The organism is Ensifer sp. 1H6, from assembly GCF_001976035.1.
In the GTDB taxonomy this organism is placed as follows: domain Bacteria; phylum Pseudomonadota; class Alphaproteobacteria; order Rhizobiales; family Rhizobiaceae; genus Ensifer; species Ensifer canadensis.
Genome location: NZ_MOAI01000001.1, coordinates 15,679 through 42,530 on the forward strand (window position 1 = coordinate 15,679; position 26,852 = coordinate 42,530).

The window sequence follows — 26,852 nt, forward strand, 5'->3', positions numbered from 1 at the left end:
CGCGGCCGCGCCCTATTCACTCCCCGACTTGTTAAAGGACGTCATTTTCGATGCCCAAAGCTGACGAAGCCCCACGACTGCATTATCTCGACGAGCCGAAACCCGGCACGCTGACGATCACCTATCAGCCGAACGGCTCCGCCATCCAGGAGAACCCGCCGCGTTTCAGCTGGCTGCCGGCGCTGGACGACAATGCCCGCTATGCCCTCAAGGTGTCCCGGAATCCATCCTTTCCACCGGCCGATACGCTGCTGTTCGAAGACCTTAATTGGAACTTCTTCACGCCGGACGTAACCTTCGAGCCCGGCGTCTATCACTGGGCCTTCGCGCTATGGGATGGCGCATCCAAAACCGTTGTGTCCGCCTGGAGCAGCGTTCGAATATTCGAGATCCTGCCCGGCTTGCCGGAAACACCGCTGCCGCGCGCGCAAGTCCGCTGGAAGGCTGCGGATCTACGCCATCCCCGACTTTGGCTCGGTCCGAGCGAAGTCGGTGATTTTCGCGAACGCCTGGAGGCAGATGCCGATCATTGCGGCTGGCAGGGTTTTTTCGACAAGTCTGTCGCGCCATGGCTCACGCGCGATTTCATCGCAGAGCCTGCCCTCTACCCCAACAACGTGCGCGTCGCGAAACTCTGGCGGCAGATGTACATCGATTGCCAGGAAGCCATCTACGCGGTGCGCCATCTGGCGATCGCCGGCGTAATTCTCGACGATCCCGCGTTGATCACCAGGGCGCGTGAATGGCTGCTGGCGATCGCGCGATGGGATCGTACGGGCGCCACCGCGCGTTCCTACAACGACGAGGCAGCCTTCCGCGTCGTCACCGCACTCGCCTGGGGCTACGACTGGCTGTGGGATCATCTCGACGACACGGAACGGACGGAGGTCCGCGACGTCCTGCTGGCGCGGACGCGCGAAGTTGCCGATCATGTCCTGTGGCGTGCGCGCATCCATGTCTTCCCCTATGACAGTCACGCCGTGCGCTCGCTATCGGCCGCATTGACGGCCGCCTGCATCGCTCTTGCTGGAGAAAGCGACGAGGCGGAAAGCTGGCTCGACTATACGATCGAATTCCTGTTCACACTCTACTCCCCATGGGGCGACGCGGATGGCGGGTGGGCCGAGGGTCCGCATTACTGGATGACAGGCATCGCCTACCTGACGGAGGCCGCCAACCTCATCAAGAACTTCCTGGACGTCGACCTCTACAAGAGGCCGTTCTTCCATAAGACCGGCGACTTCCCGCTCTACACCAAGGCACCGGGTACCCGTCGCGCCTGTTTCGGAGACGATTCCACCCTCGGCGACCCGCCGGGAGTAAAGGTCGGCTACAATGTCCGCCAGTTCGCAGGCGTCACCGGCAATCCTTACTACCAGTGGTACTACGAGCGCCTTAAGGCCGACGCCGCCGGAACCGAGATGGAGTTCTACAATTACGGCTGGTGGGATCTCAATTTCGACGATCTCGTCTATCGCCACGACTATCCGCAGATCACGGCCCAGGCGCCAAGCGACCTGCCACCAGTGAAATGGTTCAAGGATATCGGCTGGGTCGCCATCCAGAAATACATGGACGACCCTGCGCGGCATATCCAGTTTCTGTTCAAGAGCAGCACCTTCGGCTCGCTCAGCCACAGCCATGGCGACCAGAACGCTTTCCTGCTCTATGCCTTCGGCGAAGATCTGGCCATCCAGAGCGGCTACTATGTGGCCTTCAACTCCACCATGCACCGTAACTGGCGGCGCCAGACCATTTCCAAGAACGCCATCCTCATCGACGGCAAAGGTCAGTATGCCGACGGCGATAAGACGATTGCAAAAAAGGCCGGGGGGCGGATTGTCACCGTGCGCGAGGAGCCGTCCCATGTCTTCATCAGCGGCGATGCGACGGCGGCCTACCGGGCCGCAGATCCTGACGTGTTGCGCGCCGAACGCGACGTCTATTTCACCGCAAGCGATTTCGTTGTGCTCGTCGACCGCGTCGAGTGCTCCCGTCCAAAGCCCGTTCAATGGCTGTTTCATGCGACAAGACCGATGGACGTCGGCACCAACAGCTTCCGCCTGACCGGAGAGCGCGCCGGCCTTTACGGGCAGTTCGTCCACTCGACCTCCGGCCCGCCCAATGTTCGCCTGGTCGAAGGTTTCGAAGGGATCGATCCCGCCGACGTCGAGGGCATGGATACCCAATACCATATCGAGGCCAGCCTGCCGTCGGCGAGCAAGCACACCCTCGTCACCCTGCTCGTTCCCTATTCGCTCGATGAGCCGCGGCGGGTCTTTAACTTCATCGACGACCAGGGGTTCAGCGCCGACATCTACTTCACCGATGTCGACGACAACCAGTTGCGCATCGTCATCCCAAAGAACTTCTGATCACGAAAGGATATTTCCATGAACGGACTGAAAGACAAAGTCGTGCTGGTCACCGGCGGCGGACGCGACATCGGCAAGGCCTGCGCCGAGCGACTTGCCAAGGAAGGCGCAAAGGTCGTCGTCACCTATTTCGGCTCGGCATCAAGCGCTGAACAGAGCGTCGGCGCTATCAATGCGGCGGGCGGCAAGGCGGTCGCACTTAGAGCGGACATGACCAATGCGGCGGATGCCCAGGCCGCGGTCGACAAGGCCGTGTCGGAATTCGGCAGGCTTGATGGCCTCGTGCACGTCGCCGGCGGCATCATCGCCCGCAAGACGCTGTCCGAGATGGACGAGGCGTTCTTCCGTGAAGTGATCGACGTCAATCTGACGTCGTTGTTCAATGCAACCAAAGCCGCGGTGCCCGCCATGAATGAAGGAGGCTCGATCGTCACCTTCGCGTCCCAGGCCGGCCGTGACGGCGGCGGTCCCGGCGCCGTCGCCTACGCGACCTCCAAGGGGGCCGTGATGACGTTCACGCGTGGCCTGTCGAAGGAACTCGGCCCGAAGATCAGGGTGAACGCCGTCTGCCCCGGCATGATCTCCACGGCTTTCCACGACACCTTCACGAAACCGGAAGTGCGCGAGCGGGTTGCGGCAGCGACACCGCTCAAGCGCGAGGGACAATCGGCCGAGGTCGCAAGTCTGGTCGCGTTCCTCGTCTCCGACGAGGCTGCCTTCATCACCGGCGCCAGCTACGACGTCAATGGCGGCACGTTCTTCTCGTAGGACCAGAACATGACAGTCACATCTCCGATCCATGGGAGCAGGGTCGCCCTGCTCGGGACCTCGCTCGTCCAGCAGAACCACGATGCCGGCGAGCGGCATATCCGATCGTCGGCCAGGGGCTGGTCGACATGGGCGGAGGTGCTGACCCATGGCCAGCTCGATATCACCGTCTTCCACGACCCACGCGTACATCCTGGATGGGAGCCGAGCGGGCGGGTGGGTGACTCGCGCGGCTTCGGTGGCCTTAACGCCGGTGTCTCAGGCCAGAAGGCCCTAGATATCGCCAACCGGATCGACCAGGTCCTTGCGCTTGATTTCGACCTCATCATCGTTGACGCGGGAACCAACGACATGATGGTGGAGACCAAGGAAACCATTCAGGCGATCCGCGAGGCGATCGTGTCCCGCCTGCTCGATGCCGGCAAGCTGGTCATCCTGCTGCCGATCCTTGCCCGCGGGACGCAAAAATGGTCGGCCGGCGGATCGGAGCGTGCCAAGGCGCAATGGATCAACCAGAAGAGCCGTGCCTTCGCGGCCCGAAGACCCCGTTGCCACATCTTCGACTGGAACAGCGCCTGGGTCGACTGGCATAGCGCGGACGGCGTTCCACACGCCGGATTCTCCGATGACGGCACGCATTTTTCTGTGCCGGGCGGTCATGCCGTCGGCAAGGCGTTGGCCGAGTACCTCCGCGGGCTGCTTGCTCCGCACGTTCCCGAACGGTGGGCGCGGGACGATCGTTTCGACCCGGTTCACAATCCCCTCGGAAGTTTTGTTCCCGATCCGCTTCCGGGCAACGCAAAGACGTTTGCGGGGCCGCCGCCCGATTGCAACGTCACGGCCAGCCGTGCCGTAAGCAGCACCGGTCATCCGGCAGGCTGGCAAGAAATCAGTCTGGAAGGCGGCCATTGCGTCCTGGAGATCTTGCCGGAAGGTTTCATCAATCCGCTGCCGGCAGGCGCCTGGGTCCGGGCGAGCTGCGCGGTCGAGGTCGACGCGCATGATGGCTGGCGGGACATCTCCCTTGTGCTTGAAGACTGTGGCCCGGAAGGTCTGACGGCACAGGCGCTTGCACCTTTCGATCTCGGTGACGGCAACCTCGCGTCCTATCCGACCGAGGCATGGTCAGGCATGCTGAGGACACCGCCGATCAAAATCAAAACGCCATCCCAGAGGCTTCGGCTCGCGCTCAACCTGCGCATTGTCTCATCTGGGCGCCCGGCAACGATGCGTTTCTCCACGCCGCAACTACGCCAGGTCGACCCGCCCGCCCTGGGCTGGCACCGCTAAACCATCTGGGACACGCTTCCTGCCTTATGGTAAGCAATCAATGCTTGAGACTCTACATCGCAGAGTGACCTCCGCATATGGTCGTAACGCCCGCCTGCGGTCGAGCAGGCCGAACCGATTGACCGGTTCGCCGTCTGCAGGACATTCCCGGTGCCCCGAGGGACTTCGAAGACCTGCCTATCCAGACACGCCCGCTGCGAAAGCGACAACGCGGTCAGGGGCCGCCGATTTGAAGCAGGCCTCTTTTGCTATCACCGTCGAGAGTATCCATGGCGGCAAACAAACGATCGCGCTCGATGAGCCAGGGCTTGAACTGCTCATTCACGTCCAGGACGAACACCAGATCTTCGGCCTCCAGATATCCCGCCACGGGTGAGTGGTGTCCTGTTCCCGCTCCAAAAATCGTCCTACGATCGAAGTTGATGATGTAGCGACGGTCGGGATCGTTAGCGTGCGTCATGTGCTCACGGAACTGCTCGGCGGTCAGGTTCCGCAGCACGGTGACCTGGTGGCTCGTCTTCTTTCGCGCAAGCTCAGCCAGCTCGTCCAAAGTGAGCCCCATTATGCAGTACCCCGTCCAGCACGTACCTGTTCCGGACAGGACGTCGGCCTCGGTCGTTTCGTCCTCACCGATCGAGCGGAAGCTGTTTGCAAGGCTTGCAGGTCCACACCGCGAACCGTTCGACTGCCACGTGACGCGTTTGTCAAAGGCAGAAGCGACCGGGAGGCTCCAGGCTTTTTCGAGAAGATCTGAACTGCGAATGACAGATGTCTCGATCGCTATGGGAGCAACGGAGGTCCGAGAAGGCACGACGAATGTCGCCGCAACGAGCAAACCCAAGGCGGCCGCAAAGCCAAGCACGACCCGATGTTTCATTGTCTGATCCCCACAATGCAAGGACGATCAGAAACAATGAACCAGGGACAAGATGTCATCAATGGAGGCCGATCTGCCTTGCACCTTCGCGAAACAGCGTCTGCTGTTCGGGCCCCAGATGAAACGCGGTCAGAAAATCGCTCAGGCTGTAACCTGAAAACCGATGATGGATCGACGCCACGTAGCCACGCCCTTCGTCGAGCCGGCCGATGAGCGCCAGCGATAGCGCCGCGATCGCCAGAATGTGGGCATGGGCATTCGGCCGAGCCGCAGCCTTGATGGCCCAGCCGGCGGCCTCCTCAAAGCGTCCGAGGCGCACGAGTGCCAGCGCCCGGCTTGCCAGCATGCCGAAGAGCAGCGGATCAAATGGACTGAGTTTTCGCGAAAGATCAGCCGCCACAATAGCTGCCTGCGCATCGCCGGACTGAGCCTGGACGAAGGCGAGCGAATAATGACCAAGCGCAAAGCTGGGGCTGAGTTCGACCGCCTGTTCCAGCTCGCCGACGGATTGGTCATGCAGCCCCCGCAGCCAGAGCGCTCGGCCGATTGCCCAATGCGCGGCCGGGTCGCGGTCATCGGCCATCATGCTTTGGCTGGCTGCCCGATACGCGAGCTCGACCTCCACGTCCTGATCCGCCCAGTGCTGGAAGGCGCTTTGAAAATGGGTGAAGGAAAGGCCCGCGTGAGCGCGGGCGAATGTCGGATCGAGGTTTATCGCGGTCTCGAAGAAGTGTTGGGCCTGTTCATTGTTGCTCCTGGTGAAGCGATACATGTGCCAGAGCCCACGGTGATGCGCCTCCCACGCATCGAGAGAACTAGGTGGCTTCAGGATTGCCCGGTTGCTCTCAAGCGCTTCGACCTCACGCTCGATGGTGACGACGATCCGACTGCCGATCTCGTCAAGCAGAAGAAAGGTCTCCGCAGCATCGTACTCGAAGACCTCGGCCCAGACGATACGGGCGGTTTGCGCCTCCGTAAGTTCGACGCAGACGGTGATGCGCCTTCCGAGGCGCTGGAACGAGCCGTTGACGACATAGTCGACGCCGAGCATCCGGCCAGCCTCGTGCGGTGTGTACCGGCGGTCGCGCAGGGCGAACATGGTGCCCTGGGCGATCACGCTGAGGCTTCGCTGTCGGGCGAGCCGTGTGATGATGTCGTGAACGAGCGCATCCGACGACCCACCCGGAATGGCCATCGGCGACGTGTCATCGAAGGGCATGATAGCGATCGAGGCACGGCGATGCGTCTGAGGTGCTGCTGTTTCGCTCGGCGCCGTTTCGGCGACGGGCGCCGGATGCACTATGAACGTCTCGTCAGCCTGAGCCCTGGCCGTGCGCCAGATCTCTCGAAGAGGTTTGCTGTCAACGCCTTCACTATCGAAAAGCTTGGCAGTCGCTGCCAGGTGCTCCTCTCCTTCCCGAACGCGCCCGTCGGCAGCAAGGCTTTGCAGCAGCAGCTCGTGGGGACGAAGGTCAAAGGAGGCAAGGGCAATCCAGCGATCGAGATAGCTGCGCACTTCCTCATGGCCGGCGCGTTGTACGATGTGATCGAGGAGAGCCGCATGGGTATCGCGCAATCGGCGCCGTTGGAACGCCAGCCAGCTGTCAAATGCCGGGCAGCGCTCAATCGCAAGGCCGTCAAGAAAATCGCCGACAAAAAGATCGGCCAGGGATCGCAACTGTTCCGGTGCAAGCGTCCTAAAGCCGTGTCGATGGGCTGCGGTAACCTCGATCGCATCGACCGAGCAATCCGACAGATCGAGGGCGATCGTATCGCCCTTGGCACGGACGCGCTGCTCACCGATCAGCGACCGGATCTTGCTCAGACACCATCGCAGTTCACCGCGCGGATCGTCGGGAACATCCCACAGAAGGTCGCAAAGCTGAGCCCTTCCAGAGGGATGAGGCGAAAGCGCCAGATAGGCAAGAAGAGCACGCACCTTGCGCGATCCGGGCAACGGCACGTCCACGCCTTCACGGCGAATTGCCAATGGTCCGAGCAGTCGGAGCGTTAACGACGGCATGTCGATCTGCCTTCGCCCGTAAGGTTCCATGGTCATTACCACGCCGGCTCCCACGCCGGTTCCCACGCTCTCTGCCTAAACCAGAAGCCGCGGAAGATCAGATGCTCGAAACAGGCCTGTGACAGACGCACCATGACCCAATCAAACTGCCTTAAGGAGGAAAAAATGTCCACATCCGCAGCTCTAGCCGACCAGAACCACCAGCCTGCCGTCGACTTCGGCGCGCTCAAGGCCCGGCAGCAAAACGCGTGGTCTTCAGGCGATTACGCCGTCGTCGGCACGACCCTGCAAATTGTTGGCGAGAGCCTCTGTGAAGCGCTCGATCTGCGCGCCGGTTCCAAGGTGCTCGACGTCGCCGCTGGCAACGGCAACGGTGCGCTTGCCGCCGCCCGGCGCTGGTGCGACGTCACCGCGACGGATTACGTCCCTGCGCTCCTGGAGCGCGCTCGTGAGCGCGCCAAGGCAGACCGGCTCTCCATCACCTTCCAGGAGGCAGATGCAGAAAACCTGCCCTTCGCCGATCAGTCGTTCGACACTGTGCTCTCGATTTTCGGCGTGATGTTCACGCCCGATCAGGAGCGGGCTGCCGGCGAGCTCCTTCGTGTCTGCAAGCGCGGCGGCTCCATTGGCCTTGCGAACTGGACCCCCGATGGCTTCATCGGGCAGGTGTTCAAGACGATCGGTCGCCATGTCCCAACGCCGGCAGGTGCCCGCTCGCCGGCGCTCTGGGGATCGCGCCCGCGTCTCGAGGAACTGTTCCCGGCCACGTCCGCCTCGGTTGCGGCAATGCCGCGGCAGTTTGTGTTCCGCTACAAGTCGCCCGAGCATTGGCTTGAGGTCTTCCGGACCTTCTACGGCCCTGTTTTGAAGACCTTCGCCGCCCTCGAACCCGCGGGACAGGACGCGCTCGCTACCGATCTGCTGGCGCTCGTTGCACGCTTCAATCGCGCCGATGGCGGTACCATGGTGGTGCCGAGCGAGTATCAGGAAGTCGTTGTTACAAGGCTCTGAGTCAAGGCTATGTTGAACCATGTCACCGCCGCGCACGCGTCTCGATCCGTGCTCGGCGGTGTACATCGAAACGGTCCAACCTTTCGACGATATGTCATCGATGAACCTCCCAAGCGAGCGATCAACGTAACGCCGACGACACTCACCCTCTCACTGGATAGTCCAGCGCCACGAACTGGCTGCTGATCGCGGACGTGCACGCGACCTGTGATCACGTGCCCATTTTCCCGACAACGCGCTTGTTTTTCCTTCGGCGGTCGGCCCGCTTGACTCCGCTAAAGAACGCATCTAGTAAGTTGTAGGCCTAACCCTACATTTGGACATCATGACCCGATCAACCTCGAATGCAACTCCCACGCTGTCGCTGACAGACCTGCCAGGCCCGGACGTGCCCATTCGCCGTTTGAGCCACCCTTGGCGCTGGATAAGCGGTGGTGCCGTCATCCTGCTGCTGGCAGTGATCGGTCGCGCCTTTGCGGTTGGTCAAATCCAGTGGACGGTCGTCGGGCAGTTTCTAACGGCCGGCGTCATCATCACCGGTTTCGGCTGGACCCTTTTGATCTCGGCTTGCGCGCTTGCACTTGGCGTGGTCCTCGGCTTCGCCTTCGGGATCATGCGCCTTTCGGAAAATCCAATCCTGCGCTTTGCCGCCTGGCTTTACGTCTGGATATTTCGCGGCACGCCGGTGCTGCTCCAGCTTCTCATCTGGTTCAACATCGCACTCGTCTTTCCCCGTCTCTACATTCCGGGCCTGGTCGACGAGCGCATGGTTGATGTGGTGACGCCCTTTGTCGCTGCCGTTCTTGGTCTCGGCGTCAACGAGGGCTCTTATCTGACGGAAGTGGTGCGCGGCGGAATCTCGTCCGTCGATCGCGGCCAGAAGGAAGCGGCCCACACACTCGGCATGACGCCCGGCCAGACGATGCGGCGCATTATGCTGCCGCAGACCCTGCGGTTGATCCTGCCGGTTCTTGGCAACAGCGCCATCGGCATGCTGAAATTCTCCTCGCTCGCCGCCACGATCGCCATGGGCGAAATGCTGAACGCGGCCCAGCGGATCTACTTCATCAACGGCGCGGTCATCGAGCTGCTGTTCGTGTGCGCCGCCTGGTACCTCGCCGGAACGACGGTCCTTTCCATCGGTCAATATTATCTCGAACGCCATTTCGGCCGCGATGCCGCTGCCGCTGCCAGCAATCGAAGCTGGTTCAAAGGACGGGCGCGGCGTCTCGCCGCTGTGAGGGAAGCATGAGTCTCGCGGTCAAGGCGGTAGGTATCCGCAAGAGTTTCGGCAGCCACGAGGTATTGAAGAACCTCGACCTCGAAGTCGCCTATGGTGAAGTGCTGTGCATCCTCGGCCCCTCGGGCAGTGGTAAGAGCACGTTCCTTCGGTGCATCAACCATCTCGAAACGCCAAACGGCGGTTATGTCTGGGTCGATGGTGCGATCATGGGCTACGCGCTCCATCGCGGCGCCCTACAGGAGCTGCCCGTCAAGCGACTACGCGCACAGCAGAGTCAGCTCGGCATGGTGTTCCAACACTTCAATCTGTTCGCGCATCTGACGGTGCTCGGCAATGTCATCGAAGGGCCGATGGTCGTGCGCGGATTGCGCCGGGCCGAAGCCGAAGCCCGCGCCATGGATCTGCTGGAGCAGGTCGGCATGGCGGCCAAGGCCGAAAGCTATCCGTCGCAGCTTTCAGGCGGCCAGAAACAACGCGTGGCAATCGCCCGGGCGCTCGCCATGGAGCCACGGGTGATGCTGTTCGACGAACCGACCAGCGCGCTCGATCCGGAGCTTGTCGGCGAGGTGCTGGAGGTCATGCGCAATCTGGCGCGCGGCGGTACCACCATGATTGTCGTCACCCATGAGATCGGCTTTGCCCGCGAGGTGGCAGACCGCGTCGTGGTGATGATCGACGGAGAAATTCGCGAGACCGGCGCGCCGGAACAGGTCCTCAGCAACCCCGGTGATCCGCGCGTGCGCACATTCCTCAGCCGCGTTCTGGCCTGAGAAATTTCAGCTTAAAAATGGGAGAACAGAAAATGAAACGACTGCTGCCAATAGTTCTGGGACTTGCCTCCACCACATTCATCAGCCTGTGTGTAGCCGGAGGGGCCCATGCCGCGGCCGATGAGAAGCTGGCCGCCGCCCTGCCCGAAGCCGTGCGCGCCGCTGGCAAACTAAACGTCACCATCAGCCTTGCCTATCCGCCGATGGAATACAGCGATGCCGGCTCGACCGACCTGAAGGGTTTCGACATCGATCTCGCCAAGGCCGTCGCCGAGCGCCTCGGCCTGACGGCCGAGTTCCAGAACGTCGAATTCCCGCAGCTCATTCCTCAGGTCGTCACCGGCCGGTCCGACATGATCATGACCGCCTTCTCCGACAAGGTCGAACGCCAGACACAGCTCGATTTCATCGACTACTTCAAGACTGGCAACGTCTTTTATTCCACGGCCGATCAGCAGGGAGAGATCAAGGTTGAAACCGATCTCTGCGGCAAGACCGTGGCCGTGGCGACGGGCACCAGCTGGGTCACATGGGCGGAAAATGTCGGCAAGACCAATTGTGCTGCCGACAAGCCGATCACGGTCATCCAGATCCCCACACAGGCCGAGCACATCATGCAGATCCGCCAAGGCCGTGCACAGGCCTCGGTCATCGGCCTGGAGGGCCTGCTCGATCTGATGAAGCAGGAACCGGGCAAGTTCTACCAGATCGGCAAGGTCGACGAGATCAATTACTACGGCATCGCCTTTGCCAAGGCGAATGGCCCCTTGCGCGATGCGGTTCTTGCAGCGCTCGAGGCGCTGAAGGCGGATGGTACTTATGCACAGATCCTCGATCGTCATGGCTTGAAAGATGCTGCCGTGGAAGAGTTCAAGGTGAACGGAACCACGAAGTAACGGAGCCAAACGGAGCCCGCCTTGACCCATCCCTCCATGCCTGACGCCCCCATCGCCGCCGACGACAGATTGTCGAGATTGCGCCTCGATCTCTATTCGAGCGAGCAACTTTACCGGCAGCTCTACCGGGCGCTTCGAGCCGCAATCCTGAGCGGCGATTTTTCCGAAGGGGAAGCCATTCCCTCGGAAAACCAAATGCGTGACCAGTTCGGCATCGCCCGGACCACGGTGCGCAATGCGATGGCGCTTTTGGTGTCGGAGGGACTGGTCCAGCAGGTTCGCGGCCGGGGCACGATCGTTTCGCACCGGCCGATCAGCCACAATATCTGGAACTTCGGCAGCTTTACGGAACTCGCCCGCCGACAAGGCCAACGCCCGACGACGCGGGTACTGGAGCATCGGGTTGAGAACGGTGAACTGTTCCTGGTGCGCGCTCGCGGGCTTGCCAACGGCGAGACCGTCAACTGGCTGAACGTCGATACGTCGCAGCTCGATCTCGCCCTCTATCCAGGCATCGACCGCTACGATTTCGCGGCGCAATCACTCTACGAGGTATTGCGCCGCGACTATGACCGCAACCCCATTCGCTCGGAATTGCTTTTGACGGTTGTGCCGCCATCCGACCGTTTGCGGGAGGTGTTTGCTCCGGCACACGACGTGCCGGGCTATCTTTGCGCCAGCGGGGATGTGCTCGACGCCAACGATCGGTTGGTCGAACGCACGTCGATCGTCTACTCGCCGGCGGTCCAGATGAAATTCGCCACCCGTTGGGGGCGTGATACCGCGCCGGCCTGATGGCGGCGCGACGCAGGAGAACGAACATGAGCCGCTTCGGCGAGACCTTTACGACGCCAAAACCCATTCTCGGCATGTTGCACCTGGCAGGCGACAGCCCCGAGGGCAAACTCGCCCAAGCCGAGGAAGAAGCCCGCATTATGGCGGGTGAAGGTGTCGATGGATTGGTAGTTGAGAATTATTTCGGCCACGCCGAGGATGTGGAGCGGGTGCTGGAGCGGCTGTTCGGCCTTGATCTCGGCACGCGCATCGGCGTCAATGTGCTACGCGATGATGCGCGCGCATTTGAACTTGCCCGACACTATCCCGTCGCCTTCATCCAGGTCGATTCCGTTGCCGGTCATTTGCCGCCCGAGACGGATGCTCCCTTCGCCGCAGACCTTGCCACCCGCCGTGAAGGCGTCTCGGCGCTGCTGCTCGGGGGCGTGCGGTTCAAATATCAACTGGTCCTGTCCGGCAGGCCGGAAGCAGAGGACGTGCGCATCGGCGCCTCGCGTTGCGACGGCCTCGTGGTGACCTCCGATGCGACGGGCCGGCCGACCGACATGGACAAGGTGGCGCGTTTCCGTGCCGCAACCGGGGGCGGTGTACCGCTACTGATCGGAGCCGGCCTTACCGAGGCCAATGCCGCCGAACAGCTTGCCCACGCAGACGGCGCCGTCGTCGGAAGCTGGTTCAAGCACGACCATAAGGACACCGGCCGGGTTGAAGCGGCCCACGTCGCCGGCTTGATGCGCGTCGTGCGTGCTGCAAGGAGTGCCGCATGAGCGCTCCGGATGCCGTCCTCGCCCGGCGGTGACCGCCGAAAACTTTTCGCGGTTCGGTACGACCTACAACCTGACTGACGATTCAGATCCCAAGGCGATATGGACGGCGGGCGACGGCTGGCGAGACGGGTTCACCACCGCACCGCTGATTGAGGGCTCTGGCCACCTTGGCATCACGCGCGGCGGCGGCGGACCATGGCTCTGCGCGGCAATGGAGCGGCACCTGGGAACCGAAGAGGCGCTGTTCTGCGCATCCCAACCGATCGTGCTGGCCGTCGCGCCCGCATCCGACGCAGAGGCACCGCATCGCGATGACCTTGAAGCATTCGTGATTGCGCCGGGGCAAGTGGTAGTGATGCATCGTGGCGTCTGGCACGACGCTTGCCGCGGCGTTTCGGGCCCTGCGCCCTACTATTGGATGGCGATATGTGGCTTCGGTGAAAGCCCCTGGGTGCCTGTGGCTGGCGGACCACGCCTGATCAAGGCGGCCAACCAGGAAGGACTGAGCGCATGACAACCTTTTTCATCGGTGACGTGGCGCTCGACGAATATTACACCGCCGATCGCTGGCCGGGTCGTGCGGACAAGGGCATGGTCGCCGAACTGCCGGCGGAAACCGGCGGCTCTATCGCCAACGCCGCTGTGGTACATGCGGCACTGGGCGGCCGAACGCAGTTCATCTCATTGCTCAACGACAGCCCGCTGTCAAAACGGCTGATTGCCGACCTCGTGGAGAACGGCGTCGGCGTCAGCCACATGCTGACCGACCCTGCTATTCCCGAATCGCGCAACCTGATCTTCCTGGTCGATGGCGAGCACATCGTGCTGACTGTTGAGATGGGCGAACAACCGATGTGGCTGTCACCGGACAGTTTGACGGCGCTGCGTCAGCCCGGATTGATGTATACGACCCTCTATCGTGTCCGCCGGCTGCACGTGCGGACGGAAAGCGGCATTCTGAAACAGGCCGGACTTCTGGCCGACCTGCGCCAGCACGGGCGCCGCGCCATCTTCGATCTCGACGTCGGCGGCTGCACGCCTGAGGACATGCCCTATCTCAAAGGTGCGGCGGTGGTCATCTTCAACCAGGTCGGCTTCCGTACCGCCTTCGGCCATGAAGACCTGTCGTGCATCGGAGACTGGATGCGCGATCATGACATCGACTGGGTGGTGCGCACGCTGGCGGCCGAGGGCGCAGAGGCGCGTAACGGTGACACGATACTGCGCGCTAGCGGGTTTCCCGTCGATGTCGTCGACGTGACTGGCGCTGGCGATACCTTTGGCGGCGTGCTGACCTGGTGTCTTGAACAGAACCAACCCTTTGCCGATGCCTTGAACTTCGCCGTGGCTGCCGCAGCCCGCTCAGTCACCGTCCATGGTCCCCGCGGCGGCAAGGCCAACGCCGACGAAATCCTTCGCTGGTGCGATGACAGAACCCGGCACCGGCCGCGCCATTGAGCGCGGATTTCGATGATATATCGTCCCGGGCGACGGTACAGATTGCTTGCCAGCAGTCCAAACCCGTCCAGATAGCGGATGAATCCGTTTAACGGCGTACCTCAACCGCGCTCAATAGTAAGGTGAGACGCACGCTTGTCGCGGACCGTAATAGGGCTGGAATGTATCGTCGTATGCCCTATAGGAACGGTAGCGCGCGTAGCACCAGCGCATATGTGCACTGCCGCCGCCGTAGACTTGGCGGTAGTAGCGTGGCGCATAATAGCGTGGCGCATAATAGCGCTGCCGGTAGTAGTTCCCGCCATAGTAGTTCCCGCCATAGTAGTTATTGCCGTAGTAGTTCCCGCCGTAGTAACCGGGGCCATAATATCTGGGTTGAGCCAGCAGCCCGCCGATAACGGCGCCGGCGGCAAGCCCACCCAGTGCCCAAGCCCAATCGTCACCACCACCGTTGTGATGATGTCCGTGGTTGTACCCGCCGTAGCCGCCGTAGCCGCCGCGATATCGCCTGTACTGAACCAGCTGGGCTTGCGGCGCCTCAATCCCTGGCGCGGCAATTGTGGGAAATGCCATGACCGGCGGAGCGCTTGTCAGCGCAGTCGCAAGCGACAAGGCAACGATTGCAAACCTTTTCATTGGCTTCACCTTTCCTCTGCAGCGCCACACGTCGAATTCGGCGCGCAAAGGACACTGCAGTCCTTTAAATCGCGGCCTAATTCTACCCTAAAATCGAACTTGAGTTGAGGAATTATATATCGGCCGGAAAGCATCCCGTTCCGCTCACGGACGCTTGAATGAAATGCTTCGAATGCGGGAATGCCTGCCTTCTCCGCAAACCCTGGAAGGTGCCCCGCTTCAACAGCTACCGGTCGCGCTGAGACCCGTTCGCACGCAGTTTGTGTTTTCGACCAGGCGATCGCGCTCAAACTGAACGAAATGTCCGCCGGCCCTTTACAAAGCCGTTTCGCCATGGACACATTCGCGTTCGGAGGAATGGAGGAGCGTGGCAGCAATGCCATTGAAGTTCCATGGTTTCACATTCTGAACATGTCCGCGAGATCGAGCGGGTGGGACAGGGCCTGGCAACGGGACGCGACGACATTGTCGTCAAGTCGTGGCTGCGGTGCCTTGATCAGCACAAGCTGGATCCAGCGCAGACATGCGAAGCCTACATCCTGCCTGAACAGCGCCTTCGCGAGCATCGGCAGGAAGCCGAGGACCTTATCAGGATCGCGCGGTCAGGCCTTGAAAACCTCTACAACCAGGTCGCCGGACAGAACTACGTTCTGCTGCTCTCCGACAGGAAAGGCGTGACAGTCGAATTTCTGGGCGATCCTTCCTTCGACAACAACCTGCGCCGGGCCGGCCTCTACCTTGGATCCGACTGGGCCGAAGCGCGGGCGGGTACCTGCGCCGTCGGCGCCTGTCTGGAGACCGGAGAAGCCTTGACGATCCACCAGAGCGACCATTTCGACACAACGCATACGCCGCTCTCCTGCACCGCAGCGCCGATCTACGATACAGAAGGCGGGCTTTCGGCCGTTCTCGACATTTCTCTGCTCAGCTCTCCAATCCTGAAGGCAAGCCAAAACCTTGCGCGCCACCTTGTGGCCGCCACCGTGCGTCGTATCGAGCTCGCCAACCTGATGGCTCGGACGCGCCATGAATGGGTGCTGCGCTTTGCCCGCGCGCCCGAGTTTCTCGACGTCGATCCTGAGGCGGCGATCTCGATCGACGGCCGCGGCCACATCATCGGCATGACCCATGGCGGCGCACGGATCCTGGCGCGTTCGGCCGGGCTCGACTGGCGTGACCCGCAAAACCTCATCGGGCAACCGATGTCGCGTTTCTTCGATATCGGGGTTGATGGCCTGGTGGAGTTGACCCGTCGCAGGCCGACTGAGGAACGGCTTCTGACCGCGCGTGACGGAAATGCTCTCTTTGCCCACGCGATCGAACCGCAGTTTCCTGTCGGCCGGTCGGCCGGCAAGATCGCAACGGCCTCGCCCTCTCGACGGCTCGGCGGCCAGGTGCCGGTGATCGCAGCTCTTCAGGATCGGATCACCAAACTCGCGCCGACCGCATTGCCGGTCCTCATCCAGGGCGAGACCGGTTCGGCAAGGAGCACCTCGCCCGAACAATCCATGACTGCAGCGGCCTCAAGGGTAAGTTCGTTGCGATCAATTGTGCCGCGTTGCCCGAGCATCTGATCGAGAGCGAACTCTTCGGCTATCTGCCCGGCGCCTTCACCGGGGCATCGCCCAAGGGGCGCAAGGGCCTGATAGAACAGGCCGACGGCGGAACCCTCTTCCTCGACGAGATCGGCGACATGCCCCTCACCCTGCAGACAAGATTGCTACGGGTCCTGGCGGAACGGGAGATCCTGCCGATTGGCGGGCAGGAACCGAAATCGGTGAACCTGCGCATCGTCTCGGCAACGCACCGGCCGCTGCAGCAACTGGTGCAGGAGGGGCGCTTCCGCGAAGACCTGTTCTATCGTCTGAATGCCGTCGTGTTCCATATGCCGCCGCTTCGCGATCGGGCGGATTTCGAATGGCTGCTCGCGACACTCCTCGAAAAACACCGCACCGAGGAGCGACCTTTGCACATCTCGTCGGACGCGCTGGCCGCGCTGAAGGCGCATGGCTGGCCCGGGAATATTCGCGAGCTGGATAACGTTCTCGCCGTCGCCGCTGCCGTCTGCGACGAAAACAGGATTGAACTCGGCGACCTGCCGGACCACCTCACAGCGACGCCGACAGGCAAGACTGAAGGTCCTTCCCCAATCGGAAAGACCGATGACGGCACGGCGCTCGAGATCATGCTCTCTTCCTGCGGCTGGAACATCTCCGAGGCGGCCCGGCGCCTGGGCGTCGATCGCTCCACCGTCCATCGTCAGATCAAGCGCCACCGGCTGCGCGCCAAGCACTAGCATGCAACAGGTGTGGCACCACACCTGTTGCATCCGCCTCAGGTGGACGATGCCCACCAGGTCGAGCTACGCCATTGATTAGCAACGATATTCAAACCTGACCCAGCCCTGGCACGCCCCTTGCTCCGTACTGTCGCAACAAAAGGCAGAACGGAGGAAACATGCGCGCACTCAGATTTCATGCAGCCAGGGATCTGCGGCTTGAACAGATCTCGCCACCCGATCGCAATCCGGGGCCAGGCCAGGTCCTCATCCGCAATCGCTTTGTCGGCATCTGTGGCACGGACCTGCACGAATACGCCTATGGCCCGATTTTCATTCCAAGCGAACCGCACCCGTTCACCGGCGCGCGGGCGCCACAGATTCTCGGGCACGAGTTCGGTGGCATCGTCGAGGCGATCGGCGACGGCGTAAACACCATTGCGGTCGGAGACAGGGTATCCGTTCAACCGCTGATCATGCCGCGATCCGGCGACTACTTTGCCGATCGCGGTCTTTACCACCTCAGCACCGACCTCGCCTTGGCGGGCCTCAGCTGGCAGTGGGGCGGGATGGCGGAACATGCCACGCTCAACGAATACAACGTCCAGAAGATCCCCGATGCGATGAGCGACGAGGAGGCAGCCCTTGTCGAACCGACTGCGGTTGCCGTCTATGCCTGCGATCGCGGTGGCGTGACGGCGGGAAGCAGCGTGCTCGTCACCGGTGCCGGACCGATCGGCATCCTGACACTGCTGGCGGCAAGGGCAGCCGGCGCAGCACAGCTGTTCGTCTCCGACATCAACGATGCGCGGCTCGATTTCGCAAGATCGATCCTGCCCGATCTGATCACGATCAATCCCAAACGGGACAATCCCGGCGACATCGTTCGGGCGACCTCGGAAGGCAAGGTCGGTTGCGATGTCGCGATCGAATGCGTCGGCAACGAACATGCGCTGAAAGCCTGCGTCGATGCCGTGCGCAAGCAGGGTGTCGTCGTGCAAACGGGTCTGCATCCGCACGAGAACCCGCTCGACTGGTTCCAGGTGACCTTCAAGGACATCGACCTGCGCGGATCCTGGGCCTACCCGACCCACTACTGGCCGCGCGTCATCCGGCTGATCGCATCGGGTCTGCTTCCGGCCGCCAAGGTTGTGACGAGCACCATCACGCTCGACCGGGCCGTTGCCCAAGGCTTCGACGCCTTGCTCGATCCGGCCGGCAAGCAACTGAAGATCCTGATCGACCTTACAAAATGATCATCCGGGCACGCCGGGGAAGGAGGAGCTTCCCCGGCGTTTGCCACCTGACACTCGAGCAACACGGAGGAGATACCATGCTTGAAGACAGCCCCAACACGAAGATAGACGCAGCCCTTGCCAAGCTCGGCAAGGCGCTGGAGCGCGGAGATGTCGAAGCCGCGGTCAACCTGTTCCAGGCTGACTGCTATTGGCGAGATCTGGTCACGTTCACCTGGAACCTGCGCACGATGGAGGGCCACGACCAGATCCGCGACATGCTGACAAGGCAACTGAAAACAATCAAACCATCGCGATTTCGCCAGGATGAGAAGGAACTGGCAAGCGACGGCGACGGCATCACGCAGGGCTGGTTCGAATTCGAAACGGATGTTGCGCGTGGCTATGGCCATATCCGTCTGAAGAATGGCCTGATCTGGACGCTATTGACGACGATGAGCGAGCTCAAGGGGCATGAGGAACCCAAGGGTCTGAAGCGACCGATGGGGGCGGAACACGGCCACGACCCCAATCGCAAGACCTGGAGCGAAAAACGCCAGGCGGAAGCCGCCGGACTTGGCTACGAGACGCAGCCCTACGTCGTCATCATCGGCGGCGGCCAGGGCGGCATTGCGCTCGGTGCGCGCCTGCGCCAACTCGGCGTACCTACGATCATCATCGAGAAGAACGAGCGACCCGGCGACAGCTGGCGCAAGCGATACAAGTCACTCTGCCTGCACGACCCCGTCTGGTACGACCACCTGCCCTACATCCCCTTCCCGGAGAACTGGCCGGTCTTTGCGCCGAAGGACAAGATCGGCGACTGGCTGGAGATGTACACCAAGGTGATGGAGCTCAACTACTGGAACTCGACCACCTGCAAATCCGCTTCCTATGATGAGGACAAGCAGGAATGGACCGTCGTTGTCGAGCGCGATGGCAAGGAAGTGGTGCTGAAGCCGAAACAACTTGTGCTCGCCACGGGCATGTCCGGCAAGGCCAACGTTCCCAAATTCAAGGGACAGGAGATTTTCAGGGGCGAGCAGCAGCATTCCTCCCAACATCCGGGCCCCGACGCTTACAAGGGCAAGAAGGTGGTGGTGGTCGGGGCCAACAACTCGGCGCACGACATTTGCGCCGCACTGTGGGAGGCGGGCGCCGACGTCACCATGGTCCAGCGCTCCTCGACCCACATCGTACGATCGGATTCGCTGATGGAGATCGGGCTCGGCGACCTCTATTCCGAGCGGGCGGTTGCGGCCGGCATGACGACGCGCAAGGCAGACCTCATCTTCGCCTCGCTGCCCTATAGGATCATGCACGAGTTCCAGATCCCGCTTTACGACAAGATGCGCGAGCGCGACGCCAAGTTCTATGCGGATCTCGAAAGGGCGGGCTTCATGCTCGACTGGGGCGCCGACGGCTCCGGCCTGTTCATGAAATACCTGCGCCGCGGCTCGGGATATTACATCGATGTCGGCGCCTGCGACCTCATCATCGACGGCTCGATCAAGCTGAAATCCGGTTCAGACGTTGATCACCTGACCGAAACGTCGGTGGTACTCAAGGACGGCACGGAGCTACCGGCGGATCTCGTCGTCTATGCCACCGGCTACGGCTCGATGAACGGCTGGGCGGCCGATCTCATCAGCCGCAAGGTTGCCGAAAAGGTCGGCAAATGCTGGGGTCTGGGCTCCGACACGCCAAAGGACCCCGGCCCGTGGGAAGGCGAGCAGCGCAACATGTGGAAGCCGACACAGCAGGAAGCCCTCTGGTTTCACGGCGGCAACCTGCATCAGTCACGGCACTATTCGCAGTACCTCTCCCTGCAATTGAAAGCCCGCCAGGCTGGCATCGAAACGCCGGTCTACGGCTTGCAGGAAAGCCATCACCGCGGCTGACGCCTTGAGGATTGGCCGGAGCCAGCCTTCGGCCAATCCTGTCGCATCGCTTGCGCTGTATTAGATCAGAAAGGCGCTGGCATTCTCAACTCAACGGAAAGCCCATTGCCGAAACCAGCCTGAGCCACGGCTTGCGCCATCCGCCCTTTTGGTCGGCCGTGTCGAGCGCATACATCGTGACCTGTGCCCCGAGCCAGCGAAAGGGTTCCGGCGGCACGACGTTGGGCAGCTGCGTTGCGAAATCCAGCCTGCTCTCCGAAGTCTTCGAGCCGTCGAGAATGTCGAGCGCTATGCGTGCGCCGAATCTCGACGCGGAGACCCCAAAACCTGAATATCCGCCGGCATAAACGACCTTGCCTGCGTGGTATCTCTGGAAATGCACCGCCATGCGTGTGCTGAGATCGATCGGGCCGCTCCAGGCATGCGTGAAGCGGTGGCCCTGCAACTGCGGAAACGTATCGAAGAACGCGGCCGCCAGCGGCTCATAGGTGTTGACGTCGCTATCGACGCTTGGTGACGTCGTGCCCGCGAAGGCATAGCCGAGCCTTCCCCCGAAGATGATCCGGTTGTCCTTCGTCAGCCGCATGTAGTTCATCTGGGTTCGGGTGTCGTAGACACCCTGCCGGTTCTTCCAGCCGATCGACGCCATCTGTTGCTCAGACAACGGCTCGGTCGCGAGCACCCGATCTCTGACGGCGACGACACGGCGCTTGATGCCGGGATGGCCGGAGGCGAATGCGTTGGTGGCCAAAAGCACCTTCGCGCGGTCACCGCGCCGAATGGCGTCTTGACCTCGATCTTGGCTCCGACCTCATCGAGCGCCAGCAACTGCGTATTCTCAAAGATCTCAACGCCGAGAGAAAGGGCCGTTCGTTTCAAACCCCAGGCGAGCAAGGCCGGGTGCACCGTGCCGCTGCTATCCTTTGACCAGATCCCGGCCTTGTATCGCGGCGATGCGATCTGGTCCTGGACAGCGTCCTGATCGAGAAACACGGCCTGATGGCCATATTGAAGGTGCAGTTCGTGTTCCCTGTGAAGGGCTTCGAGATGGTCTGCATCCACGGCAACGGTCAGTTCGCCGCCCCACTCGGCGTGGCAGTCGATACCATGGTCGAAAATGGTCTGCATGAACCCATGCATGTTCTCCTTGCCGAGCCGCTCCAGCTCGGCAATGTCGTTGGGGAATACGCGCACCGCATTGGACAGGCCGTGCATCACCGACGTCGAGACGACACCGCCCGGTCGACCGGAGGCGCCGTTGGCCACGGTGCTCTTTTCGATCAGCACCACATCGAGATCGGGCTTCGCCTGTTTGGCCTGGATTGCGCCCCAGAGGCCAGTGAAACCGCCACCGACGATCAGCAGATCAGCCTTTCGATGGGCCGTCAGCGGCGGCAGCGCCTCGGGAGCATCCGGCCGATCCAGCCAGAACGGCGACATTTTCACGTCGGCAAGCGACGCTACCGACGGTCGTTGCATTGGGTGTGCCATAGGTCACCCGTCAGTCTTTGCTGTGTGCAAGACGTAGACTTTGCGCATCGTCTCCAGCACCTCGAACCGGACCTCAACCCCCTGCGGCAGCAGGTAGCTTTCGCCGGCTTGGAACGTCTCCACCGATCCGTCCGGGTTGGTGATCGAGACTTTTCCCGAGAGGATGAAGCTGTACTCCACCCCGTCAGGGTAGGAGAGCATTTCGGCATAGGGCGTCGATTGCCATGTACCGACGACGATCGAGCCGTCAGCGCTCTCGAAGTGGACGTCACCCATCTCGTCGGCAAAACCCGACAGGATCGCTTCGACGGGCACGACACTGCACTTTTCCAGCTCGCGCAGGCCGACGCCATTGCGATCGATTTTCATTACCTTGGACATGTATGCTCCTGAATGCATAGTCAGCGTTTGGCGGGACGGGACGTTGCCCGGCCCCGCCGGATGCGGTTTGGGGCTGCTATTTCGCCCGATAGACTTCCGTTCCGGCGACATAGGTCGCCTCGACATGCCGCTTGCGAATGGACCGGTCGACGGGATCGGGAAGCTTGGCGTCGAGCACGACGAAGTCTGCCCATTTGCCGGTCGAAATCGAGCCGATCTCATTGGCCCACGGCGTCATGTTGGCGCCGGCCTGGGTGTAGGCGAACAGGGCCTCGTCAAAAGTGACCGCCTGCTCGGGGTGCCATGGACCATCGCCGAGCCCGAACGGGCTTTCGCGGAAAACGGCATCGTTGATCTGGGTCAGGGGGCTGAGCGGCGATGTCGCCCAGTCGGATCCGAACACGACCGGCACCTTGTGCTGCAGCATCGACTTCCAGACATAGGCATGATTCTCGCGCTCATGGCCTACCCGCTCGGTGATGTATTTTCCGATCGTGCCGGTTGCGTGGTTCGGTTGCATTGACGCGACGATGCCGAGCTTCTTGAACCGCTCGATATCGGGCGGAGAGATGATTTCGATATGCTCGACGCGATTGGGGTATTTGCCGGGCGACTGGCCTTTTTCGAATGCGTTCAGCGTCATCTGCACGCCGGCATCGCCGATCGCGTGGACGGCAGTCGGGAAACCGTTGTCGTTTGCGGCCTTGATCAGCGCGCTGAGATCAGCCTCCGACTGGAAGGGCTCTCCCTTCCACCCCGTGCGATCCGAATAGTTTTCAAGCAGGTAGGCCGTGTGGGTCGACAGCACCCCGTCGACGACCGACTTGGCGTAACCGACCGTGAGCAGCGGTCCCTTCACCTTGGTCTCGCCGCTGGCAGCCACGCGGCTGTCGACGGCCTCACGATCCTTTGCCGCCGCCGGAATATTTGCAGCCTTGTCCTCGAAGAAGCCGTACCAGACCCGCAACGACAGGTTCTTGTCCTCGACGAGTTTCAGATAGTCGTAGACGGCGGCGATGGACGACATGTCATGAACGCCGGTCAGGCCGACGCTGTTGGCAAACTTCACGGTCTGCAGCAGCGCTTCGGCACGTTCCTTGTCGGAATAGGCCGGCTTCTTGTTGGTGATGAGGTCGCCAGCGCCTTCGAGCAGGATTCCGGTCGGTTCTCCGGTCTTGGCGTCGACGACGACCTCGCCCCCGGCAGGCACCTCGGATTTCGCGGTGACGCCGCCGATTTCCAATGCCTTGGTGTTCACCCAGATCGAGTGGAAATCGATGTCGCGCAGAACGACGGGGCGATCCTTGACCACGGCGTCGATGTCTTCCTTCGTCGGAAGCTTGCCCTCCTTCAGCGTATAGTCCCAGCCGCCTCCGGTGATCCACACGCCTGGCGGCAGGCGTTCATCCGCCTCCTTGATCTTCTTCAGCCAAGTTTCCTTGTCTGGGATGTAGGAGAGATCGACACCGGTGACGTAGTCCGTGCCGCTTGTCAGATGCGTATGTCCATCGATGAAGCCGGGCGTGACAGTCTTACCGCCGAGATCGAGCACCGTGGTCTTGTCATCGGCGAGCGACCGGATCTCGGCGCTGGTGCCGACCGCCACGAACTTTCCGCCCTCGACGGCAAAGGCTTCCACTCGAGGCGTATTCGGATCGACGGTCCGCACGTCGCCATTGACGGCGATAAGGTCGGCAGCTGCATTCGCGGCCGTCGACGATGATCCGGCCGCAAGCGCGGCGAGCATGGTGCCAGCCAGAAGCTGGTGCAGCAGAACAGGTGATTTCTTGGTGCGCACGTCTTTCCCTCCCGAGGTCCGAACAGATGAAGCGGATGCATGGAGTAAGCGGCAATGCGGCCGGATGCGGAATACTCCAAAGGGCTAGGTTCGCCGATCGGCGGTTGGCGCGGGCGTTCCGACCATGTCCGCAACAGGCCATGGCCATGTCTTGCGGCCGTTTCGAAACTCACCTACGCTCGCGCGAGGGAGGACATTTTCATGAACGGGAGTATCGCGACGAGCGAGCCAGGCACGGTGACGCAGTCGCCTGCAATCAATGAACTGGCAATGTCACTGATCGGCAATATCGGTCGGCTTGATTTCCAGGAGCGCTTGACTGAGGCACTGAAGCAGCACGTTTCCGTGGATGCGGGGCTGATCCTGCTCTATCGCGGCGACAGTGCGCCGAAGATACTCTTCAACGATTGGCAGACGCATCGCGGCCTGTCCGACATCCGGCATTACCTTCAGGGCCCCTACCGGCTCGATCCGTTCTATCAACTCGCTGTCGAGAACGAGGATGACGGGCTTTATCGCCTGAGCCAGATCGCGCCTTCGTTCGATCGAACCCAGTACTACCGCGAATACTATCAGCATTCCGGACTTCATGACGAGTTCAACTTCATCGTCAGCCTCGACGATGCCTCGAAGATCGCGATCTCTCTCGGCCGCAAGCGGTCGAGCATCGCGTTCAGCGCACAGGAAGTGCAGCTGCTCGAGAGCCTCGCTCCGATCCTGCGCACGGCAGTCATCCGTCATTTCCGCGACCTCAGACCCGAGACGCTTGATGGCGAGGGGTCCGCGTTGCAGAAGGCGCTTGCCCAGGCGATAGGCAATTTCGGCCGGAGCGTCCTGACGGAGCGCGAATGCCAGGTCGCTCAGCTCGTTCTGCGCGGCTATTCCGTCAAAGGGGCTGCGGCTCGACTCGGCATCTCTCCGGCAACAGTGAAGCTCCACCGCCGAAATCTCTACTCGAAGCTGGATATCACGTCACAAACGGCGCTGTTTGCATTGTTCATAGATGCAGTCTCTTCGGCCAGGAACGTCTACGAAGACCCGCTATCCGGCTACCTCGCCAAGCGCGGGCAGCTCACGGGCGAACTTGCCTGCAACTGACGCATGTCCGTTGCAGGCAACTGAGGCCTTATTAACGCCAAGGGGTCCGCCACCTGACCGAACGCCTAAACGGCAAGACTGCTCTTTGCCGATGGCCTGGAGACGATGCGTGATGCCACCAGGCCGAAGACGACGACACCAAGGATGATCGTCGAGATGGCGTTGACCTCAGGGGTCACGCCGAACTTGATCTGCGAATAGATCTTCATCGGCAAGGTCGAGGCTCCGGGCCCGGTCGTGAAACTCGATATCACGAGATCGTCGAGCGACAGCGTGAACGACAGCAGCCAGGCCGAAACGAAGGCCGGAACCATGTTCGGCACGGCCACCTTCATGAACGCCAGCAATGGTGGGCAGCCAAGGTCTCTTGCTGCTTCCTCCAGCGACGGGTCGAGTTCGGCCAGTCGGGATTGCACCACCACTGCCGCAAAGCACATGGTGAAGGTGGCGTGGGCAAGCGTGATCGTCACCGGGCCGCGATCGATGCCCAACGTCACGAACATCAACAGCATCGACACTCCCATGACCACCTCCGGCATCACCATCGGCGCCACCAGCATGCCGCTGAAGATATGATGGCCGCGAAAGCGCCGAATTCTGACAGTCACGATCGCCGCAAGCGATCCGAGAACGGTCGCGAATGTTGCCGAGATCGCCGCCACGAGAAAGCTGATCTTGGCGCCCTCGACGATCGACGGATTGGTGATCGCGGCCGTGTACCACTGAGTGGAGAACCCGCCCCAGACGGTGACCAGTCGCGAGGCGTTGAAGCTGTAGGCAACCAGAACCACGATCGGCAGGTAGAGGAAGGTGAGCCCGGCGAAGATGGAAAGCCGGTTGAACCAGGAAGGCTGAGGCATAGTCGCTCCTCATTTAGAGGTTCGAGACAAACGTGTCTGAAACAGGACGATGGGTATCACCAGGATGACGAGAAGCAGCACGGTGACGGCGGAGGCCACCGGCCAGTCCCGGTTGTTGAAGAACTCTATCCAGATCGTCCTGCCGATCATCTGTGTGTCTGCACCTCCAAGCAGGTCAGGCACGACGAATTCGCCGATGACCGGGATGAAGACCAGTGCACATCCTGCGGCAACACCCCTCAAACTGAGCGGAAAGGTGACGCGCCAGAACGCTGCAATGCGCGAGCAACCGAGATCGCGTGCCGCCTCGATCAAGGTACGGTCGCTGGCACTGAGATTGGCGTAGATCGGCAGCACCATGAACGGCAGGTAGGTGTAGACGATGCCGATATAGATCGCGGTCTCGGTGTTCATGATCCGCAGCGGCTCGGAAATGATGCCGAGGTTAAGGAGCAGCGAATTCAACAGCCCGTCGTTGCGCAGAATGCTCATCCAGGCATAGACGCGGATCAGCATCGAGCTCCAGAACGGCACGATCACGAGGAAGATGAGGAAGGAGCGCGACGCCGGCGCGCAACTTGCAATGCCGTAGGCGAGCGGATAGGCGATCGCCAGCATCAGTATCGTCGAAATCGACGCCACCTTCAGGCTCGTGAGATAGGCAAGGAGATAGGTGTTTTCACCCAGCACAAAAATGAAGTTCTCGAGATTGAGCCGAATGCTGAGCAGCGATCCCTGCCAGGCAAATAGCGGCTCATAGGGTGGCATGCCGAGGCGAACGGACGAGAGGCTGATCGCCAGCACGAGCAGAAACGGCATGAGAAAGAACACGGCCAGCCAGCCATAGGGCACGAGCAGCAGTGCGCGCCGGCCGAGATCAGGTTTTGATTGCATCGTGTCG

The 26,852-nt window shown here is 61.6% G+C and carries 22 protein-coding genes and 2 pseudogenes; 15 read left to right on the forward strand and 9 right to left on the reverse strand.

Annotated features, from left to right (window positions below; translation table 11 throughout):
• The first annotated feature begins 50 nt into the window (after window positions 1-50).
• From BKP54_RS00075 to BKP54_RS00085, 3 genes are read left to right on the forward strand one after another with little or no spacing between them, the layout of a single operon-like run.
• Window positions 51-2,375, forward strand: a complete 2,325-nt coding sequence (locus BKP54_RS00075; protein ID WP_084813984.1) for a DUF4962 domain-containing protein — start codon at window positions 51-53, stop codon at window positions 2,373-2,375.
• Between the two features lie 18 nt (window positions 2,376-2,393).
• The gene (locus tag BKP54_RS00080; protein WP_025430113.1) at window positions 2,394-3,143 is read left to right on the forward strand and encodes a glucose 1-dehydrogenase; all 750 of its coding nucleotides are present in this window, start codon (window positions 2,394-2,396) and stop codon (window positions 3,141-3,143) included.
• A gap of 9 nt (window positions 3,144-3,152) precedes the next feature.
• Window positions 3,153-4,433, forward strand: coding sequence for an SGNH/GDSL hydrolase family protein (locus BKP54_RS00085; protein WP_025430114.1), 1,281 nt, complete (start codon window positions 3,153-3,155; stop codon window positions 4,431-4,433).
• A 214-nt stretch (window positions 4,434-4,647) separates the two neighbouring features.
• Here the strand turns inward: BKP54_RS00085 and BKP54_RS00090 are convergent, their stop codons facing one another.
• Window positions 4,648-5,310, reverse strand: coding sequence for a phytochelatin synthase family protein (locus BKP54_RS00090; protein ID WP_084813985.1), 663 nt, complete (start codon window positions 5,308-5,310; stop codon window positions 4,648-4,650).
• 58 nt (window positions 5,311-5,368) lie between these two features.
• The gene (locus BKP54_RS00095; RefSeq protein ID WP_128090364.1) at window positions 5,369-7,363 is read right to left on the reverse strand and encodes a transcriptional regulator; all 1,995 of its coding nucleotides are present in this window, start codon (window positions 7,361-7,363) and stop codon (window positions 5,369-5,371) included.
• Between the two features lie 135 nt (window positions 7,364-7,498).
• On the opposite strand from BKP54_RS00095, the gene BKP54_RS00100 reads away from it, so the two are divergent.
• The 8 genes from BKP54_RS00100 (at window position 7,499) to BKP54_RS00135 (ending at window position 14,273) form a co-directional block, all read left to right on the forward strand.
• Window positions 7,499-8,344, forward strand: coding sequence for a class I SAM-dependent methyltransferase (locus BKP54_RS00100; protein ID WP_057225794.1), 846 nt, complete (start codon window positions 7,499-7,501; stop codon window positions 8,342-8,344).
• 325 nt (window positions 8,345-8,669) lie between these two features.
• Window positions 8,670-9,596, forward strand: a complete 927-nt coding sequence (locus BKP54_RS00105; protein ID WP_025430118.1) for an amino acid ABC transporter permease — start codon at window positions 8,670-8,672, stop codon at window positions 9,594-9,596.
• Entirely contained in the window at window positions 9,593-10,357 is a 765-nt protein-coding gene (locus BKP54_RS00110) for an amino acid ABC transporter ATP-binding protein (protein ID WP_025430119.1), read from the forward strand. Before BKP54_RS00105 ends, BKP54_RS00110 begins: the two co-directional genes overlap by 4 nt.
• A gap of 32 nt (window positions 10,358-10,389) precedes the next feature.
• Window positions 10,390-11,253, forward strand: coding sequence for an ABC transporter substrate-binding protein (locus tag BKP54_RS00115; RefSeq protein ID WP_025430120.1), 864 nt, complete (start codon window positions 10,390-10,392; stop codon window positions 11,251-11,253).
• Window positions 11,254-11,274: 21 nt separating this feature from the next.
• The gene (locus BKP54_RS00120; protein ID WP_128090338.1) at window positions 11,275-12,048 is read left to right on the forward strand and encodes a GntR family transcriptional regulator; all 774 of its coding nucleotides are present in this window, start codon (window positions 11,275-11,277) and stop codon (window positions 12,046-12,048) included.
• A 26-nt stretch (window positions 12,049-12,074) separates the two neighbouring features.
• The gene (locus tag BKP54_RS00125) at window positions 12,075-12,815 is read left to right on the forward strand and encodes a BtpA/SgcQ family protein (protein WP_025430122.1); all 741 of its coding nucleotides are present in this window, start codon (window positions 12,075-12,077) and stop codon (window positions 12,813-12,815) included.
• 28 nt (window positions 12,816-12,843) lie between these two features.
• Complete coding sequence (locus tag BKP54_RS00130) at window positions 12,844-13,329, forward strand: ureidoglycolate lyase (protein WP_084813986.1); 486 nt, start codon at window positions 12,844-12,846, stop codon at window positions 13,327-13,329.
• On the forward strand, window positions 13,326-14,273 hold the full coding sequence (locus BKP54_RS00135) for a carbohydrate kinase family protein (RefSeq protein WP_025430124.1): 948 nt from the start codon (window positions 13,326-13,328) through the stop codon (window positions 14,271-14,273). Before BKP54_RS00130 ends, BKP54_RS00135 begins: the two co-directional genes overlap by 4 nt.
• 111 nt (window positions 14,274-14,384) lie before the next feature.
• Here BKP54_RS00135 and BKP54_RS00140 read toward each other — a convergent pair whose 3' ends face one another.
• The gene (locus BKP54_RS00140; protein ID WP_057217124.1) at window positions 14,385-14,909 is read right to left on the reverse strand and encodes a BA14K family protein; all 525 of its coding nucleotides are present in this window, start codon (window positions 14,907-14,909) and stop codon (window positions 14,385-14,387) included.
• A gap of 392 nt (window positions 14,910-15,301) precedes the next feature.
• Between BKP54_RS00140 and BKP54_RS00145 the strand changes: the two are divergent.
• From BKP54_RS00145 to BKP54_RS00155, 3 genes and pseudogenes are all read left to right on the forward strand, one after another.
• Window positions 15,302-17,205: pseudogene (locus BKP54_RS00145) on the forward strand (sigma-54-dependent Fis family transcriptional regulator).
• 161 nt (window positions 17,206-17,366) lie between these two features.
• Complete coding sequence (locus BKP54_RS00150; RefSeq protein ID WP_025430127.1) at window positions 17,367-18,443, forward strand: 2,3-butanediol dehydrogenase; 1,077 nt, start codon at window positions 17,367-17,369, stop codon at window positions 18,441-18,443.
• Between the two features lie 77 nt (window positions 18,444-18,520).
• Window positions 18,521-20,323: an NAD(P)/FAD-dependent oxidoreductase gene (locus tag BKP54_RS00155; RefSeq protein ID WP_084813987.1), complete on the forward strand. Its 1,803-nt coding sequence runs from the start codon at window positions 18,521-18,523 to the stop codon at window positions 20,321-20,323.
• Between the two features lie 85 nt (window positions 20,324-20,408).
• Here BKP54_RS00155 and BKP54_RS37025 read toward each other — a convergent pair whose 3' ends face one another.
• The 4 genes and pseudogenes from BKP54_RS37025 to BKP54_RS00165 all read right to left on the reverse strand — a co-directional run bounded on the left by BKP54_RS37025 (window position 20,409) and on the right by BKP54_RS00165 (window position 23,993).
• Window positions 20,409-21,080: an FAD-binding oxidoreductase gene (locus tag BKP54_RS37025; RefSeq protein WP_280951601.1), complete on the reverse strand. Its 672-nt coding sequence runs from the start codon at window positions 21,078-21,080 to the stop codon at window positions 20,409-20,411.
• A gap of 23 nt (window positions 21,081-21,103) precedes the next feature.
• Window positions 21,104-21,814: pseudogene (locus tag BKP54_RS37030) on the reverse strand (FAD-dependent oxidoreductase); the annotation flags it as partial.
• A 3-nt stretch (window positions 21,815-21,817) separates the two neighbouring features.
• The gene (locus BKP54_RS34785) at window positions 21,818-22,195 is read right to left on the reverse strand and encodes a cupin domain-containing protein (RefSeq protein ID WP_025430130.1); all 378 of its coding nucleotides are present in this window, start codon (window positions 22,193-22,195) and stop codon (window positions 21,818-21,820) included.
• Window positions 22,196-22,271: 76 nt separating this feature from the next.
• Complete coding sequence (locus tag BKP54_RS00165) at window positions 22,272-23,993, reverse strand: amidohydrolase (RefSeq protein WP_025430131.1); 1,722 nt, start codon at window positions 23,991-23,993, stop codon at window positions 22,272-22,274.
• A 201-nt stretch (window positions 23,994-24,194) separates the two neighbouring features.
• On the opposite strand from BKP54_RS00165, the gene BKP54_RS00170 reads away from it, so the two are divergent.
• Window positions 24,195-25,091, forward strand: a complete 897-nt coding sequence (locus BKP54_RS00170; protein WP_158071658.1) for a helix-turn-helix transcriptional regulator — start codon at window positions 24,195-24,197, stop codon at window positions 25,089-25,091.
• A 65-nt stretch (window positions 25,092-25,156) separates the two neighbouring features.
• Here the strand turns inward: BKP54_RS00170 and BKP54_RS00175 are convergent, their stop codons facing one another.
• Together BKP54_RS00175 and BKP54_RS34790 are read right to left on the reverse strand one after the other, a co-directional pair.
• Entirely contained in the window at window positions 25,157-25,951 is a 795-nt protein-coding gene (locus BKP54_RS00175; RefSeq protein WP_041692910.1) for an ABC transporter permease, read from the reverse strand.
• A 9-nt stretch (window positions 25,952-25,960) separates the two neighbouring features.
• Window positions 25,961-26,845: an ABC transporter permease subunit gene (locus BKP54_RS34790; RefSeq protein ID WP_041692911.1), complete on the reverse strand. Its 885-nt coding sequence runs from the start codon at window positions 26,843-26,845 to the stop codon at window positions 25,961-25,963.
• Window positions 26,846-26,852: the final 7 nt, after the last annotated feature.